At 71.8% G+C, this 16,519-nt stretch carries 16 protein-coding genes; 11 read left to right on the top strand and 5 right to left on the bottom strand.

Annotated elements, in window-relative coordinates:
- Positions 1-230: 230 nt before the first annotated feature.
- From VM685_RS03710 to VM685_RS03725, 4 genes are read left to right on the top strand one after another with little or no spacing between them, the layout of a single operon-like run.
- Positions 231-416, top strand: a complete 186-nt coding sequence (locus VM685_RS03710) for a NepR family anti-sigma factor (RefSeq protein WP_325458860.1) — start codon at positions 231-233, stop codon at positions 414-416.
- The gene (locus VM685_RS03715) at positions 416-1,030 is read left to right on the top strand and encodes a sigma-70 family RNA polymerase sigma factor (RefSeq protein ID WP_325458769.1); all 615 of its coding nucleotides are present in this window, start codon (positions 416-418) and stop codon (positions 1,028-1,030) included. The genes VM685_RS03710 and VM685_RS03715 overlap by 1 nt, the downstream gene beginning before the upstream one ends.
- 17 nt (positions 1,031-1,047) lie before the next feature.
- A complete protein-coding gene (locus VM685_RS03720) occupies positions 1,048-2,760 on the top strand; it encodes a sensor histidine kinase (protein ID WP_325458770.1) in 1,713 nt (570 codons plus the stop codon).
- A gap of 47 nt (positions 2,761-2,807) precedes the next feature.
- The gene (locus VM685_RS03725) at positions 2,808-2,945 is read left to right on the top strand and encodes an entericidin A/B family lipoprotein (protein WP_325458771.1); all 138 of its coding nucleotides are present in this window, start codon (positions 2,808-2,810) and stop codon (positions 2,943-2,945) included.
- Between the two features lie 62 nt (positions 2,946-3,007).
- On the opposite strand, the gene VM685_RS03730 is transcribed toward VM685_RS03725, so the two are convergent.
- The 3 genes from VM685_RS03730 to chpT form a co-directional block, all read right to left on the bottom strand.
- Positions 3,008-3,823, bottom strand: coding sequence for a protein-glutamate O-methyltransferase CheR (locus VM685_RS03730; protein WP_325458772.1), 816 nt, complete (start codon positions 3,821-3,823; stop codon positions 3,008-3,010).
- Complete coding sequence (locus VM685_RS03735) at positions 3,820-4,188, bottom strand: response regulator (protein ID WP_325458773.1); 369 nt, start codon at positions 4,186-4,188, stop codon at positions 3,820-3,822. The genes VM685_RS03730 and VM685_RS03735 overlap by 4 nt, the downstream gene beginning before the upstream one ends.
- A gap of 62 nt (positions 4,189-4,250) precedes the next feature.
- Entirely contained in the window at positions 4,251-4,919 is a 669-nt protein-coding gene (gene chpT, locus VM685_RS03740) for a histidine phosphotransferase ChpT (protein WP_325458774.1), read from the bottom strand.
- 65 nt (positions 4,920-4,984) lie between these two features.
- Here chpT and VM685_RS03745 point away from each other — a divergent pair, with 65 nt between their 5' ends.
- Positions 4,985-5,185 carry a DUF3553 domain-containing protein gene (locus VM685_RS03745; protein WP_325458775.1) on the top strand — a complete coding sequence of 67 codons (201 nt, stop codon included), beginning with the start codon at positions 4,985-4,987 and terminating at the stop codon, positions 5,183-5,185.
- Positions 5,182-5,952, top strand: coding sequence for a 3'(2'),5'-bisphosphate nucleotidase CysQ (gene cysQ / locus VM685_RS03750; protein WP_325458776.1), 771 nt, complete (start codon positions 5,182-5,184; stop codon positions 5,950-5,952). The genes VM685_RS03745 and cysQ overlap by 4 nt, the downstream gene beginning before the upstream one ends.
- 4 nt (positions 5,953-5,956) lie before the next feature.
- Here the strand turns inward: cysQ and VM685_RS03755 are convergent, their stop codons facing one another.
- Positions 5,957-6,148 carry a hypothetical protein gene (locus VM685_RS03755; RefSeq protein WP_325458777.1) on the bottom strand — a complete coding sequence of 64 codons (192 nt, stop codon included), beginning with the start codon at positions 6,146-6,148 and terminating at the stop codon, positions 5,957-5,959.
- A gap of 168 nt (positions 6,149-6,316) precedes the next feature.
- Between VM685_RS03755 and VM685_RS03760 the strand changes: the two genes are divergently transcribed.
- The 5 genes from VM685_RS03760 (at position 6,317) to VM685_RS03780 (ending at position 14,379) form a co-directional block, all read left to right on the top strand.
- Positions 6,317-7,468 (top strand): PepSY-associated TM helix domain-containing protein, encoded by a 1,152-nt coding sequence (locus VM685_RS03760; RefSeq protein ID WP_325458778.1) that lies wholly within the window; start codon positions 6,317-6,319, stop codon positions 7,466-7,468.
- 118 nt (positions 7,469-7,586) lie between these two features.
- The gene (locus VM685_RS03765; protein WP_325458779.1) at positions 7,587-9,929 is read left to right on the top strand and encodes a TonB-dependent siderophore receptor; all 2,343 of its coding nucleotides are present in this window, start codon (positions 7,587-7,589) and stop codon (positions 9,927-9,929) included.
- 81 nt (positions 9,930-10,010) lie between these two features.
- Positions 10,011-10,694, top strand: coding sequence for a Fe2+-dependent dioxygenase (locus VM685_RS03770; RefSeq protein ID WP_325458780.1), 684 nt, complete (start codon positions 10,011-10,013; stop codon positions 10,692-10,694).
- A gap of 70 nt (positions 10,695-10,764) precedes the next feature.
- Positions 10,765-11,952 (top strand): acyl-CoA dehydrogenase, encoded by a 1,188-nt coding sequence (locus tag VM685_RS03775; RefSeq protein WP_414693338.1) that lies wholly within the window; start codon positions 10,765-10,767, stop codon positions 11,950-11,952.
- A gap of 69 nt (positions 11,953-12,021) precedes the next feature.
- Complete coding sequence (locus tag VM685_RS03780) at positions 12,022-14,379, top strand: ATP-binding protein (RefSeq protein ID WP_325458781.1); 2,358 nt, start codon at positions 12,022-12,024, stop codon at positions 14,377-14,379.
- A gap of 5 nt (positions 14,380-14,384) precedes the next feature.
- On the opposite strand, the gene VM685_RS03785 is transcribed toward VM685_RS03780, so the two are convergent.
- Positions 14,385-16,421 (bottom strand): PBP1A family penicillin-binding protein, encoded by a 2,037-nt coding sequence (locus VM685_RS03785; protein ID WP_325458782.1) that lies wholly within the window; start codon positions 16,419-16,421, stop codon positions 14,385-14,387.
- Between the last annotated feature and the right edge of the window lie 98 nt (positions 16,422-16,519).

The following is a 16,519-nucleotide window of genomic DNA, read 5'->3' on the forward strand; positions in this document are numbered from 1 at the left end:
GACCCCTCCCGTGGTAGACATCGGAGCGTGGCAGCCGCGATCGGAGGGCTCTCCCCCGACCGCAGCCCCATCATGGTGCAAAAACGCCACTGATGGGAACCGGTTCCCAAGCCGCGCTGTTTTCCGCATCTTGTTCCGTGGGATCGTGGAACCTGCGGCGGAGTCGGACGTTGAGCGGCGACGAGGATGCAAAGAGGGGGCGGCCGCCGCGCGAGCGGAGCGCCGATGCCATGATCGAACAACGCCCATCAGAAGAACGGCGAAAGTCGTCCGCAGCACTGGATGAAGCCCGCCTGCGTCAGCAGGCGATCGGCGTCCGCCTGCGTCAGATGTTTGACGAGATCGTCAACGAAGACGTGCCCGACGAATTCCTGGAGATCCTGCGACGCGCCGACAGTCGTTCGGAGAACGGCTGATGGACGGCGGCGACATCCAGAAGCCGGCGAAGCCCGCCCGCACGGGCGCCGAGGACGAGGCGTTCAAGCGCGAGCTCGTGCAGCTGATCCCGCACCTGCGCGCCTTCGCCCGCACCCTCTGCGGCGACCCGGCCGCGGCCGACGACCTGGCGCAGGACGCCATGATGAAGGCGTGGGACGCCCGGGCGAGCTTCCAGATGGGCACGAACATGAAGGCCTGGACCTTCATGATCCTGCGCAACCAGTTCTATTCCGAGAAGCGCCGCTCCTGGCGCCAGAGCCAGCTCGACCAGGAGGCCGCCGAGCGGACCCTGGTGGCGGTGGACGATCCCGAAGCCCCGGTGGCGCTCGACGAGCTGCGCCAGGGTCTGGCCATGCTCCCGCCCGAGCAGCGCGAAGCGCTGATCCTGGTGGGCGCCGGCGGCTTCGCCTACGAGGAAGCCGCCGAGATCTGCAACTGCGCGGTCGGCACGGTGAAGAGCCGCGTCAGCCGCGCCCGGCGCGCGCTCCACGCCATCCTCGAGGATGGCGCCTACGAGCGTGACGGGGCGGCCGCGGGCGACGCCATGCGGTCTATCCTGGCCGATGCGGAGCGGCTAAGCACCGTCCGGTGAGGACGGGATTTCGGGCCATGACGGGCCTGCCTTGGGGATCGCTGAGTACGATCCGGGTCCGCTTGACGGCGGCCCTCGCGGCCGCCCTGCTGCCCGTCCTGCTGCTGGGCATCGTGCAGGCGGCGATCGCCTACAGCCGCGAGGGCGACGCGCTCCGGGAGAACCTCGGGTTCGCCGCCCAGCGCAGCGCCGCCTCCGCCCGCGCGCGGATGGAGGCGGGCGAGATCCTGCTGCAGACGCTGGCCCCCGGCTCCGTCGGGTTCCAGTGCGCCCAGCGGCTGGAGCAGGCCGCCCGACGCATCCCGGGCTACCTGAACCTGATCCGCTTCGGGCCGAACGGTCGGGTGGCCTGCGCGGCTCGCGGGGTGCCCAACGACCCGCAGCGCGCCGGACGCGCCTGGTTCCAGCGGCTCGCCGCCGGCGACGCCCTGGTGATCACGCCCGCGCCCGGCGCAGCGGCCGAGCCGGCGGTGATCGCGGCGATCCGCGCGACCCGGCCGGACGGCGGATTCGACGGCGCCTTCGCCGCCCTCATCTCGCTGCGGAGCCTGCAGCCCTCCGTCCAGGACCCGACCCTGCCGCAGGGCGCGGAGGTGGCTCTGATCGACCAGACCGGGCGCACGATCAGCGCCACCAATCCCCGGGCCCTGTCCGGCCTGCCCCGCGACTGGCGCAGCCGCGCCAGGGCCGCCGGCTCCGTGGTCTGGTACGGTGACGACACCCAGGGCGAGCGGCGGATCTACTCGGCCGCGCCGGTCGTCGGGCAGGAGGTGTTCGTCGTCCTCTCGGCCCGCTCGCCCGGCCTGCTCTCCTGGGCCCGGCTCAACCCGCTGACCGGAATCCTCTTCCCGCTGCTGACCTTCGTGCTGGCCCTGACCGCGGTGACCGCGGTGACGGAGCGGGTGGTGGTGCGCTGGATCGCCTATCTGCAGCGGATCGCGGCCCTCTATGCACGCGGCCGGCTGAGCGTCCGGCCCGTGCAGGCCGAGCAGATGCCGCCGGAGATCCGCGAGCTGGCCGAGACGCTGGAGGACATGGCTGACGCCATCGTCGGCCGCGATGCCTCGCTCCGGGACTCGCTCGCCCAGAAGGACGCGCTGATGCGCGAGATCCACCACCGGGTGAAGAACAACCTGCAGGTCATCTCGTCCCTGCTGAACATGCAGCAGCGTGCCCTGACCGACCCGGCCGCGCGCGCGGCGATGAGCGACACGCGCCAGCGGATCACCGCGCTCGCCCTCATCTACCGCGCCCTCTACCAGGGGCCGGACCTGAAGCGGGTCGACCTGCGGCCCTTCCTGGAGGAGCTGACCGCCCAGCTGGTGGCCGGCGAGATGCTGCACGGCCCGCCGGTGCGCACCGAGCTGAAGGTCGACGCCCTGGTCATCGACCCGGACCGGCTGGCGCCGCTCGCGCTCTTCGCGGTGGAGGCGATCACCAACGCCCAGAAGCACGCCTTCGCCGCGCGCGGCGGCACGCTCTCGCTGCACTTCACGGTCCGCGGGCCCGAGGCCGAGCTGGAGATCTCCGACGACGGCGAGGCTCCCGACGACGCCCTGGTGGCCTCGGGCGTGGGCCGCACCCTGATGACCGCCTTCGCCCGCCAGCTACGCGGCCGCGCCGAGCTGGTGCGCAACCCGCAGGGCGGGATCACCGCCCGGCTGATCTTCCCGACTCTCGGAGCCGAGACCCCTTCGCCGGCCACCACGGGGAACCAGGCTGCGGCCTAGGTCGTTTGGCCGACGCAGAGTTAGTGACTCCCCGGGAGATAATCCAAATGCGCAAGATCGTTGTGATGGCGGCCATCGCCGCCAGCATGTTCGTCGCGGCCTGTAACACCGTCTCCGGCGCCGGCCGGGACGTGGAGGCGGCCGGCGAGGCCGTCACCGGCGCGGCGGAAGACGCCAAGAACTAGAGGTCGTTCCGACCTGAAGACGGAGAGCCCCGTCGCCCGCGGGCGGCGGGGCTTTCTGCTGTCTAGGCCGCGGCGCGGGCGTCGGCCGAGGCGGCGTAGACGCCGGGCAGGCCCGCCACGGGGCTGAAGCCGGCCGGGTCGACGGCGTCGTCGGCGCCCAGCACCAGGCAGCCGCCCTCGCGCACCGCCGCGGCGAGTCCGGCCAGCACCCGGCCGCGGGCCGGCCCGGTGAGCGAGCCCAGAACGTGGCGGCAGAGCACCACGTCGAACTGGCCCAGCCGGGCCAGGTCCTCCATCAGGTTCACGCGCCGCCAGCGCACCATCTGCCGGATGCGCGGGGAGAGGACGAAGGCCTCCTCGTGCTTCTCGAAGTGCCGCACCAGAAGCCGGGCCGACAGGCCGCGCTGCACCTCGAACTGGGTGTAGAGGCCGCTCTGGGCCTTCTCCAGCAGCCGCTCGGAGACGTCGGAGGCGAAGAGCTCCACGCGGGCGCCGGCGATCGGCGCGTCCGCCAGCATCATGGCCAGGGAGTAGATCTCCTGGCCGGACCCGCAGGCGGCGCTCCAGACGCGGATCGGCTCGCCGTCGCGGCGCCGCGCCAGCTTCGGCAGCACCTGGTCGCGCAGGAGGGCGAAGACCGCGGGATCCCGGAAGAAGGCCGTCTCCGGCAGGGTCATGGCCTCGACCACCGCCCAGACCAGGCGCTCCTCCTCGCGGTCACGCACGGCCTGCAGCAGCTCCGCCACCGAGCCGAAGCCCTCGCGGCGGGCGACCGGGCCGAGGCGGCTCTCGATCAGGTAGTCCTTCTCGGGATCGACGGCGAGGCCGGCGCGATCGGCGCACAGCCGGGCCACAAGGGCGCGCTCGCCGGGGGTCATGCGACCACGCCCGCGGCGGCCAGCTTGAAGGCCATGATCTCCCCGTCGAAGGGCTTCATGATGTATTCGTCGGCGCCGCTGTCGATCGCCTCGCGGATGCGGTCGATGTCGTTCTCCACCGAGCAGAAGACGACGCGGGGGGCCTGGCCGCCGGGCTCGAGGCGCAGGCGGCGCAGGAAGTCCATGCCGCCCATGACCGGCATCTGCCAGTCCACGAGGATGGCGTCGGGCATGACCACGCGGCACCACGCGAGCGCCTCGGCGCCGTCGGCCGCCTCCGCGACCTCGAACCCGAGCTCCTCAAGGATGCGGCGCGCGACCTTGCGGATCACGCGGCTGTCGTCGACGACGAGGCAGGTCTTCAAGGTCCGTCGGCCCTTCCCTTCCGCTCCCCTTTTCGCGCGACAGGGTTAAGGGAGCGTGAGGCTCAGCTCGGGACGGTGGCGGCGAAGGTCACCTGCTCCTCGGTGACGTCCACGAACACGCGGCCGCCGGCGTCGGCGAGGAAGAGGTGGACGTAGTAGGCCTGGGCCCAGTGGCCGTGCAGGCCCTCGCCGAGCGACGCGCCCTGCAGGCCGGCCAGCACCTCCGGCCGCAGGCGGGCGCGGGGACCCACCGCCTCGACGGCGATGGCGATGGACGCGCCTTCCTGCACGGCGCGGACACGGGCCACGCCGCCGGTCGGCAGGGCCGCGCCGGCCATCTGGGCGAGGTTCAGCAGGGCCCGGGCCGCGGGCTTGTTCACCGCCGGCGCCTCCACGGCCCAGTCGAGCTCGGCGCGCATGTGGCCGAACACGCCGCGGGCCAGCTTCTCCAGCTCGCGCACGTCGAAGGTCTCGGCCGAGGCCGAGGCCCCGAAGGCCACGCGCGTGAAGGAGAGCAGGTCGGCGAGCTTGCGGGCCGAGCTGGCGATCAGGTTCATCGCCTCCTCGCGCATGTCCTGCGCCGAGGGGTCCTCCAGGAGATCGAGCCCCGAGACGATGGCCGACGCCGGGCTGATGAAGTCGTGGCACATCCGCGCGGCGATGTAGGCGGTCAGCTCGGCCGTGCGCACGGGCGCCGGGGCGGCGGCGGGGGAATCCGGGGTCTCGCTCATGGCGGGGGACCTTGCGGTGATTTGAGCCTTTGGAAAACGGTCCGCCCCCCATAAGAGAGCCCGCCATGGGGCCGTTTTCCGATCCTTTCCTGGAACCGGGCGTCCTGGTGCGGCATCCGGTCCACGACGACTGGGGCCTGGGCCAGGTGCAGTCGGTGGCGGGACGGAAGGTGACGGTGAACTTCGAGCACGCCGGCAAGCAGGTGATCGACGCCGCGGTGGTGAGGCTGGAATTCGTGGGCGACGATCCGAGGGATGGCCGGTGAGCGAGACGTCAAACGAGGTGGGCGAGGCGCTCGCCGAGATCTGCGAGGCCGCCGCCGCCCTGATCCTGCCCCTGTGGCGGTCGGGCCTGACGGTGGTCCACAAGGCGGACGAGAGCCCGGTGACCGAGGCCGACCGGCGCGGCGAGGCGCTGATCCTGGAGCAGCTGGCCCGGCGCTTCCCCGGGGTGCCGGTGATCTCCGAGGAGGACGCCAGCGAGTTCGGCACGCCGGACGCGATCGGCCCGCGCTTCTTCCTGGTGGACCCGCTGGACGGCACCAAGGCCTTCGTGCGCGGCGACACCCACTTCACCGTCAACATCGGGCTGATCGAGGACGGGCGGCCGGTGGCCGGCGCGGTGGTCGCGCCGCCGACGGGCGAGGCCTGGTACACCGCCGGCGGGCGGGCGATGAAGCGGATCCAGGGCGGGACCGCCCAGCCGGTGCGCGTGCGGCCCTGGCCTCCCGGCGAGGCGGTCTGCCTGATCAGCCACACCATGAAGGAAGAGACCATCCAGGCGCTGGCCGACCGCTACGGCTTCGACAAGCGCGAGGCGATGGATTCCTCGGTCAAGCTCTGCCGGATCGCCGAGGGCGCGGCCGACATCTATCCGCGCCACGGGCCGACCATGGAATGGGACATCGCCGCGGGCCATGCGGTGCTGGCGGCGGCCGGCGGGCGGCTGACCACGCCCGAGGGCGAGCCCTTCCTCTATGGCAAGGCCAGCGAGGGCTTCCGGAACGGCTGGTTCGTCGCCCGCGGGGGCTAGGCCCCTAGATGTGCTTGATGATGTTCCACTCGTCCGACGACGGGCCGGAGACCGCCGCCGACCATGGCTCGTGGTCCTGGGCCACCGCCTGGGCGGGCTGGCCGAGCACGAGATAGCTGAGGAAGCCCACGAGGAAGGCGATCGCCGCCAGCCAGGCGAAGGGCTTCAGGACGTCCAAGGCGCCGCTCGTCGGCATGGCGATTTCCCCAGGCTCTAAACCGGCCTCGTTCTGAGGAACACCGAAGGCGGACCTTGGTTGCCGCCCTCGCCAGCAGGCTGCGCCGATTCGCGACGCGTCTTGTTTTTGAGAATAGCTCGCATTAGCACTCGACGAACGGCCGAAGCCGAGCTTGGGGATCCACCGATGACGCGCACGCTGAACGCACGCCTCCGCCGCCTGTGGCTGGACGTGCACCTGTGGATCGGGGTGGGCCTGCTGGCGGCCCTGATCCCGCTCAGCGTGACCGGCTCGGCGCTGGTCTGGCACGACGCGCTCGACCGGATGCTCTACGCCGACCGGTATGCGGTGAGCGGGCCCGAGGCGCGGCTTTCGCCGGCCGATTACGCCCGCGCGGCGGAGGCCGCCTTCGCCGGCAAGGCCCGGCTGACCCAGGTGCGCCTGCCGCAGGAGCCCGGCGATCCGGTGGTGGCGGTGGGCCGGCTGGATGGCCCGGCGGGCCCCGGCGGCCGGCCGCGCACCCTGAACGCCTGGATCGACCCGCCCACCGGCAAGGTGCTGGCGACGGGAGAGACGGCCAAGAGCGTCACCCAGGTGCTGCACCGCCTGCACGGCAGCCTGATGATCCCGCAGATCGGCCGCAAGGTGGTGGGCTGGCTGGGCTGGGCGATGTTCGTGAGCTGCGTGACGGGGCTTTGGCTGTGGTGGCCGAGGCACGGCGGCTTCACCAAGGGCCTGCGCTGGCGGCGGGGCCCCTCCACCCTGTTCAACCTGCACCACATGGTGGGCTTCTGGGTCTGCATCCCGCTGGCCGTGCTGTCGCTCACGGGCGTCTACATCTCCTTCCCGCAGACCAGTCGGGCGCTGTTCGGCGTCGCCCAGCCGCAGCGGCCGGGCGGCCCTGGCGGCGGCGGGCCCGGCCGCTTCGCCCCGCCCGTGCCGCAGACGCAGACCAGCCTCGAGCAGGCGGTGGCGGTCGCGGCGGCCAGCAAGCCGGGCGCGCAGGTGGTCAGCGTCAGCGTGCCGACCCGCGGCCAGGAGCCGGCCTGGCGCGTGCAGCTGAAGACCCCAGGCGCCAAGCAGCCGGCCACCGTGCAGGTGGTCGACGCCACCGGCCAGGTGAAGGCCGCGCGCGGTCCCGGCGGCGAGGGCGGGCCCGATCCGCTGTCGCGCTGGATGCGGAAGATCCACGACGGCGCGGACACCGGGATCGTCTGGCAGACCATCATCTTCCTGGGCGGCATCGCCCCGGCCCTGCTGGGTGTCACGGGCGTGATCATGTGGCTGCGCCGCCGCGGCCGCCGTGTCGCCCAGACCCGCCGGCTGGCCGAAGCCTGATCCCCGCAAAATTGCGAATGACTCGCATTGCCAAGTTCATGCGCCCCAACTAAGAACGACTCGCATTTGCAGCGTTCAGACGTGGGACCGGGGGAACATGGAACGAGTTCGGAGCGGCGTGACCGCACGCAGGAAGCGGGCGTTGACCTGCGCCGCCGTGGCGGGCGTGGCGGGGCTGTCCTTGGGCGGCGCGGCGCACGCGGACGAGGCGGCGATCGCCACGGCCGACGACCAGTTCGCCCCCACGGTCTCGGGCGTCGAGGTCCGTGGCCGGCGTGACGCTCCGGAGAACGTCAAGGCCACGGCCGAGCCGCTCAACAACCCGCAGACCGTGACGGTCGTGCCCCGCGGGGTGATCGAGGCGCAGAACCTGCTTTCGCTGCGCGACATCCTCTCGACCGTGCCCGGCATCACCTTCGGGGCCGGCGAGGGCGGCGGCGGGTTCGGGGATTCCATCAACCTGCGCGGCTACTCGGCCAACAACGACATCACCGTCGACGGCGTGCGCGACAGCGCCCAGTACAGCCGCTCCGATCCGTTCAACATCGAGCAGATCGAGGTCACCAACGGGGCGAATTCCGTCTACTCCGGCGCGGGTTCGGTGGGGGGCACGATCAACATCGTCTCCAAGCGCCCGAACGGCCGCGACTTCGCCATCGTCACCGGCGGCGTGGGGACGGACGGCTACCTGCGCGGCACGGTGGACGCCAACCGCCGCGTCTCCGACGGCGTCTCGGTGCGGCTCAACGCCATGGCGCACCGGAACGAGGCGCCGGGCCGCGACGTGGAGGAGTTCGAACGCTGGGGGATCGCGCCTTCGGCGACCATCGGCCTGGGCGGGCCCACCCAGTTCACCGCGCTCTACGTCCACCAGGAGGACACCAACGTCCCGCAGTATGGCGTGCCGTTCTTCAACGGCCGGCCGCTACGCGGCGTCGATCCGGCCAACTACTACGGCTACGCCAACGTCGACACCCAGGAGCAGGTCGTCGACATGCTCACCGGCATCCTCGATCACGACTTCGGCAACGGCCTGCAGGTCCGCAACCTGACCCGCTGGCAGAAGGTCACCCAGCTCACCATCGTCGACCCGCCGCAGGGCGTCTGGTGCCTGGCCGACGGCCTGAAGCCGGTGGCCTGGAGCCAGTCGACCACGGGCGTGAACCTGACCGGCTTCGCCCCCTGCGCGGGAACCGACCCGGCGCCCGGCTTCTACCAGCCGAGCGGCCCGCGCGGGAACCTGCGCGACACCGAGAACACCCTGCTGCACAACCAGACCGACTTCACCTGGGCCTTCGACCTGGGCGCCACGCGCCACACCCTGGTCGCGGGGGCGGCCTTCTTCGCCGAGGACTTCCACCTCGACACCGGCAACGTGCTGCGCAACCCGAACGGCTCGACCGTCGTGCTGCCGCCGATGAACATCGCCGAGCCGGCGAACACCTGGACCGGCCCCTACAACTTCATCCAGGCCAGCGCGCAGGACGGCCAGCGCCAGAACCAGGCGGTCTACGTCTTCGACAACATCGAGTTCGGGGACCGCTGGGCCCTCAACCTCGGCGTCCGCTACGAGCACAACGAGGGCGAGAACCGCACGGACACCTGGTCCACCGCCGCCGCCACGCTCGGCCAGGTGACGCCGGGCCCGACCTTCCGCAACGAGGAGAACCTCCTCACCTACCGCGTGGGCCTGGTGTTCAAGCCGATCCCGAACGCCAGCCTCTACGTCGCCTACGGCAACTCCCAGACGCCCAGCCAGGCGACGGTGAACGGCTCGGGCGCCTGCAACGCCGCCACCTGCGACGTGGACCCGGAGGAGGCCGAGAACCTCGAGGTGGGCGGCAAGTGGGACCTGTGGGGCCGTCTGTCGCTCACCGCCGCCCTGTTCCGGAACGACCGCACCAACTATCGCGTGCCCTCCGGCGACCCGGCGATACCGGACCAGCAGCTGGACGGCAGCGCGCGCGTCCAGGGCGTGACGCTCGGCGCGTCGGGCCAGATCACCGAGGCCTGGGCGCTGTTCGCCAACTACACCTGGCTGGAGAGCGAGGTGCTCCAGGGCGCCTCCCGGTTCAGCGCCGGCCAGGGCCTGGACTTCACGAAGGGCGATCCGCTGGCCAACGTGCCGGACCACGCCTTCAGCCTGTTCACCACCTACGACCTGCCGCGCGACGTACAGGTGGGCTATGGCGTGACCTACCAGGGCCGGTACTACCTGACCCAGCACGGCCAGATCACCGGGTCGAACCCGCCGGCCCGGACCACCATCCCGCTGGTGCGCACTGAGCCCTACTGGGTCCATCGGCTGACGGTGGCCTGGAGCCCGACGGAGCGCACGGAGCTGCGGCTCAACGTCAACAACCTGTTCGACGAGGTCTACTACATCCGGGGGCGCAACAACGGCTGGGCGACCCCGGGCGACCGCCGCAACGCCACCCTTACCGCCAGCTACCGGTTCTGATCCTCCCCCGAGGAACCGGCGGCGCTCGCGCCCTGCCCGTGCTCGCGGGCAGGGCGCCCTTTCGTCTAGGATGACCCCGTCATGCTGCTGCAAGTCCCAGGCGTGCTGACCAAGGCCGAGGTGGCCCAGGTGCGGGCGCGGATCGACTCCGCCGAATGGGCGGACGGCAACGCCACGTCGGGATCGCAGTCCGCGCTGGCCAAGGTGAACCTGCAGCTGCCCGAGGACTCGTCCGCGGCCCGGGAAGCCGGCGCCTTCATCCGCGAGGCGCTGACCCGCAACCCGCTGTTCATGTCGGCGGCCCTGCCGCACACCGTCTATCCGCCGCTGTTCAACCGCTATGGCGGCGGCCAGGCTTTCGGCGACCACATCGACAACGCGCTCCGCTTCCACCGGGACACGGGCGTCCGCATCCGCACCGACCTGTCGGCCACCCTGTTCCTCGCCGAACCCGAGGACTACGACGGCGGCGAGCTGGTGATCGAGGACACCTTCGGCCTGCACGAGGTGAAGCTGCCGGCCGGCGACCTGATCCTCTATCCGGCCTCCAGCCTGCACCGCGTCGAGCCCGTGACCCGCGGAGAGCGGGTGGGCAGCTTCTTCTGGATCCAGAGCCTGGTGCGCGAGGACGCCCGGCGCACCCTGCTGTTCGACATGGACCTGGCGATCCAGAAGCTGGCGCAGGGCGCCGGCCAGGCCGACCCGGCGATCGTCTCGCTCACCGGTGCCTATCACAACCTGCTCAGGATGTGGTCCGAACTCTAGGTACGTCCGGGCCTACCCCCGCGGCCGAAATGGCGTCATAAGGCCCGCCGACAGCCAGGAGGACCCCGCCATGCCGCTCGACGCCGCGCCGCAGAAGACCTACCGCTGGGACGATCCCCTGGACATGGCCTCGCGCCTCTCGGAAGAGGAGCGGATGGTGTGGGAGGCGGCCCGCGCCTACGCCCGCGAGAAGCTGCTGCCCCGCGTCGTCTCGGCCTTCGCCGACGAGCGGTTCGACCGCGAGATCATGACCGAGATGGGCGAGCTGGGCTTCCTCGGGCCGACGCTGCCCGAGGACTACGGCTGCGCCGGGGTGAACCACGTGGCCTACGGCCTGATCGCCCGCGAGATCGAGGCGATCGACAGCGGCTACCGCTCGGCGATGAGCGTGCAGAGCTCGCTGGTCATGTACCCGATCTACGCCTTCGGCTCGGAGGAGCAGAAGCGCAAGCTCCTGCCCGGCATGGCGAAGGGCGAGATCATCGGCTGTTTCGGCCTGACCGAGCCCGACGGCGGCTCCGACCCCGCCTCCATGCGCACCGTGGCGAAGAAGGTGGACGGCGGCTACGTGCTCAACGGCGCGAAGATGTGGATCACCAACTCGCCGATCAGCGACGTGGCCCTGGTGTGGGCGAAGCTGGACGGGGTGATCCGCGGCTTCCTGGTGGAGCGGGGCGCCGACGGCTTCGAGACGCCGAAGATCCTCAACAAGCTGTCGCTGCGGGCCTCCGTCACCGGCGAGATCGCGCTGAACGACGTCTTCGTGCCCGAGGACATGATGCTGCCCGGCGTGTCCGGCCTGCGCGGGCCGTTCTCGTGCCTGAACAAGGCCCGCTACGGCATCGCCTGGGGCGCCATGGGCGCGGCGGAGTTCTGCTTCCACGCCGCGCGCGACTACGTCTCCAGCCGCAGCCTGTTCGGCCGCACCCTGGCCTCGCGTCAGCTGGTCCAGAAGAAGCTGGCCGACATGTCCACCGAGATCGCGCTGGGCTTCGAGGGCGCCCTGGCGCTCGGCCGGCTGATCGACGAGGGAGCCTGGGTCCCGGAGGCGATCTCCATGCTGAAGCGCAACAACTGCGGCAAGGCGCTGGATATCGCCCGGGTCGCGCGCGACATGCACGGCGGCAACGGGATCTCGGGCGAGTACCACGTGATGCGGCACGCGGCGAACCTGGAGACGGTGAACACCTACGAGGGCGCCCACGACGTCCACGCCCTGATCCTGGGCCGGGCGATCACCGGGGAAAACGCCTTCTAAAAAGCCGCACCCCGCCCAAACGATACGTTTACCAGGCTAAGCGTAGACTTCCCCGATTGAGGGAAACGCATGGCCGGACAGAGCGCGACAGGCGCCGCCGACAAGGATGAGATGATCCGCTGGCTGTTCGAGAACAGCGGCGATCTCATGCATGTGGCCGCGCCGGGCGGCGTGCTGAAGCTGGTGAACCCGGCGTGGGAGCGCGTGCTCGGCTGGCCGGAGCACGAGGTGCTCGGCCGCTTCGTCGGCGAGTTCATGCATCCCGACGACCTGCCCGACGTGCGCAACCGCGTGCGCGCCATGGCCCCCGGCGACGTCCGCGAGAGCCAGGTACGGCTGCGGCGAAAGGACGGCGCCTGGGTCTGGATGGGGTCGCGCAGCCAGAAGATGCCGGACGGGTCGCTGATCGTGACCATGCGCGACGCCACCGCCGACCGCGCGCGGCAGGCGGAGCTGGAGGAGGCTCGCCGCACCCGCAAGCTGCTGGGCGCCTCGGCCGGGATCGGGGTCTGGACCTACGAGCCGCACGAGGGCCGCAGCCACTGGTCGGACGAGCTGGTGGCGCTGACCGGCTTCACGGCCGACGAGTACGAGACGCCCGAAGCGTTCGCCGCGCGCCTGCACCCGGACGAGCGGGAGGAGATCCAGGCGATCATGAACCGCGGCGTCCGCGACGGCGTGCCGGCCCAGTTCGAGCACCGCCTGAGGCTGAAGGACCGCTGGATCACCGTCCGCGTCACCTTCCACACCGAGCCGCGGCACGGCGGGATGCACGCGCTCAAGGGCCTGTCGCAGGACATCACCGAACTGGCCGAGGCCCGCGACGCCGCCCGCCTGGGCGAGCAGCGCATGCGCCACGCCCGCCGCGACGCGCTGGAGAACGCCAAGCGCCTGAAGCTCGCCCTCGAAGCCGCCGAGGCCGGCGTCTACGAGATCGACCACGTCAACAAGACCTTCTGGTGCTCGCCGGAATTCAAGAAGCTCACGGGCAAGGGCCGCCGCTCCACCTACGAGGAGGCGACCCAGCTCCGCTATCCGGGGTTCCACCCCGAGGACCTGGACCATGTGCGGGAATCCTTCCGCGCCCTGCACTCCGGCAAGAAAGGCTCCGGCGAGGCCTTCGAGGCGCGCATCGTCCGCGAGGACGGCGAGGAGCGCTGGGTCCGCGTGGTGCATCACCTGAAGGTCGGTCGCGGCGGCCGCTGGCTGAAGGCGGTCGGCCTGGTCCATGACTTCGACGCCCGCAAGCGCCAGGAGCTGGCCCTGATCGAGGCGCAGCGGGCGGCGGAAGCGGCCGGCGAGGCCAAGGCCGCCTTCCTGGCCAACATGAGCCACGAGATCCGCACCCCGATGAACGGCGTGATGGGCGTCCTTCAGCTCCTGCGGCACGAGAACCTCAGCGAGGACGGCCGCACCATGCTCGCGGAGGCGCTGAACTGCGGCCACATGCTGGCCGAGCTCCTCAACGACGTGCTGGACTTCTCGAAGATCGAGGCCGGCCGGCTGGAGCTGGCCTGCGAGCCCATGGACCCCGCGGCCCTTGTGGACGGGGTGGCCCGGCTCTTGAGGCCGCAGGCCCAGGCCAAGGGGCTGACGCTGAGCGTGGAGAGCGATCCCGCCATGGGCTGGGTGGTCTCCGACCCGGTCCGCCTGCGCCAGGCGCTGTTCAACCTCGTGGGCAACGCCGTGAAGTTCACCGAGCGCGGGGGCGTCACCGTGCGCTGCGCCGCGCCCGCGCCCGGCCGGCTGCGGCTGGAGGTGTGCGACACCGGCGTGGGCATCCCCGCCGAAGCCCAGCCGCGCATATTCCAGCGCTTCGACCAGGGCGACGCCTCCACCACCCGCAAGTTCGGCGGCACGGGCCTGGGCCTCGCCATCACCAAGCGGCTGGCCGAGATGATGGGCGGCGACGTGGGCTTCACCTCGGTCGAGGGCGAGGGCTCCACCTTCTGGCTGGAGGTGGCCGCCGAGGCCGCCGAGGTCCGCGCCCCCGAGGCCGAGGCCGTGCAGCCGGTGCTGGAGGGCCTGCGCATCCTGGTGGTCGAGGACAACGCCACCAACCGGATGATCGCCACCAAGATGCTGGAGCACCTGGGCGCTTCGGTGGAGACCGCGCCCGACGGCTACCTCGGCGTCGAGGCGGCCGAGCGCGGCGGCTTCGACCTGATCCTGATGGACGTGCAGATGCCCGGCATCGACGGGCTGGAGGCGGTGCGCCGCATCCGCGCCCTGGGCGGTCCGGCGGCCCAGACGCCGGTGGTCGCGCTGACCGCCAATGTGCTGTCGCACCAGCGGCAGACCTACCTCGACGCCGGCATGGACGGCGTGGTGGGCAAGCCCATCTCGCCGGCCGCCCTGATCGCCGAGATCGCCCGGCTCAGCGCCGAGCCGGAGGCGGGCGACCCCGCCGCCTCGGCCGTGGCCTGACACCCCTAGGGCGTTTCCGGCGGAGGCTCCTCCGGCGCGGGTTCGTCCGGCGGCGGGACGTCCAGCTCCTCGGGCGGCGCGAGCACGGGCGGCGACGCCCCCTCGGGCGCGGGCGGGAGCTCGCCGATGGGGTCCAGGGTCTCGCCCTCGATCGGCGGCAGCTCCAGCGGCTCGGGGTCGATCGCCTCCAGGTCCACCGTCTCCTGGCTGGGCTCGGCCCGCAGCGGCTCGCGGAAGTCCTGCCGTGAGGCCGCGAAGCCCGTGAAGTCGCGGAAGATCCGCGCCGGGATCGTGCCGCCGGTGACGCCCCGCATCGGCGAGTTGTCGTCGTTGCCGACCCACACCCCCACCACCAGGTCGCCGGTGAAGCCCACGAACCAGGCGTCGCGATAGTCCTGGCTGGTGCCGGTCTTGCCGTAGACGGGCACGCGCAGGCTGGCCGCCGTCCCGGTGCCGCGGGTGACCACCTCGCGCAGCATCAGGAGCAGGGCGTCGCGCTCGCGGGCGTCGAGCGCGCGCGGCCGCGGCGGTCGGCCGAAGGGGCCGTAGACTGGCTCCGCCGCCAGGCCGCGAGGGATCACCGGCGTGCGCCCGGCCGCCACGGCGGCGTAGGCGGAGGTCAGCTCCAGCAGCGACATCTGCGGGGTGCCGAGCGCGATGGTCGGGTCGTTGGGGATGTCGGCGCGGACCCCCAGGTCGCGGGCGGCGCGGATCACGTTCTGGCGGCCCACCTGCTCGGACAGCCGGACGGCGGCCACGTTGGAGGAGCGGGCGAAGGCGTCGCGCAGCGGCACCATCCGGCCGGCGTACTCGCCCTCGTGGTTCTCCGGAGTCCAGTCGCCGAGCTTCAGCGGCGCGTCGAGGATGGCGCTGTCCGGCGTCATGCCGCGGCGGAGCGCGGCGAGGTAGACGAACAGCTTGAAGGCCGAACCCGGCTGGCGCATCGCCTGGGTGGCGCGGTTGAACTGGCTCTCCTGGTAGTCGCGGCCGCCGACCATGGCCACGACCCGCCCGTCGGTGCGCATCGCCACGAGGGCCGCCTGGGTGGCGCGCTGGCCGCGGGCGCCGGCGAGCGCCCGGCGCACGGCGCGCTGGGCTTGGGCCTGCAGGACAGAGTCGAGGGTGGTCTGGACCTGGACCTCGCCGTAGGCGCGGTCGAAGACCCGCTTGGTCTCGGCCGAGATCCAGTCGGCGAAGTAGGAGCCCACCGGCAGGCTGCTGCGGCCCTCGCGCAGGCGCACGCGACGGGCCTGCCGGGCCTGGGCGGGCGTGATCATGCCCTGGTCGACCATGGCGGCGAGCACCACCCGCTGGCGCTGCTGGGAGGCGCGGAAGTCCTCGGTGGGGGCGAGGCGCGAGGGGGCCTTCACGACGCCGGCCAGCATGGCGGCCTCCCCGACGGTGAGCTGCTCTGGCGTCTTGTTGAAGAAGTGCCGGGCCGCGGCGCGCAGGCCGAACACCCCGTCGCCGAAATAGACCGAGGAGAGGTAGCGGGAGAGGATCTCCTCCTTCGACAGCCTGGCCTCCAGGTAGAGGGCGATCAGCGCCTCCTGCGCCTTGCGGCGGAAGGTCTGGCGGTTGTTGAGGAAGGCGTTCTTGGCGAGCTGCTGGGTGATGGTGGAGCCGCCCTGGCGGATCTCGCCCTCCTCCGCATTGGTCACCGCGGCGCGGGCGATGGAGCGCAGGTCGAGGCCCAGGTGGGAATAGAAGCGCCGGTCCTCGATGGCGACGAAGGCCTGGGGCACGTGCTCGGGCAGCCTCTCAACCTCGACGGGCGCCTCCTTGTAGGAGCCCCGGCGGGCGAACGGCTTGCCGTCGGCGGTGACCAGCACCAGCGTCGGGTTCTCCAGCGGCTCCAGCGCGCGCCCGACCGGCAGCGCCCAGCTCAGCCAGAGGAACACCAGCAGCAGGAGCCCGACCGCCGCGAGCGCAACCTGGATCGGCCGGCGCCGCCAGAGCGAGTTCGGCTCCTCCGGAGGCGGAGGCGGCGGCGCGGGGGGAGCCGGGACGTACTTCAGCTCGCCCCCGGCCACGTCGGTCATGTCCTGCAATGCGGTCTCCGGGATGCCCCTCCCCAAACGGCGCCAGCCTGCGCTGGTTCGCCGCCGCGCGCCATTCTCTCGCCCCGCCTTCCAAGCGT

This window comes from Phenylobacterium sp. (assembly GCF_035539035.1).
Classification (GTDB): Bacteria; Pseudomonadota; Alphaproteobacteria; order Caulobacterales; family Caulobacteraceae; genus Phenylobacterium.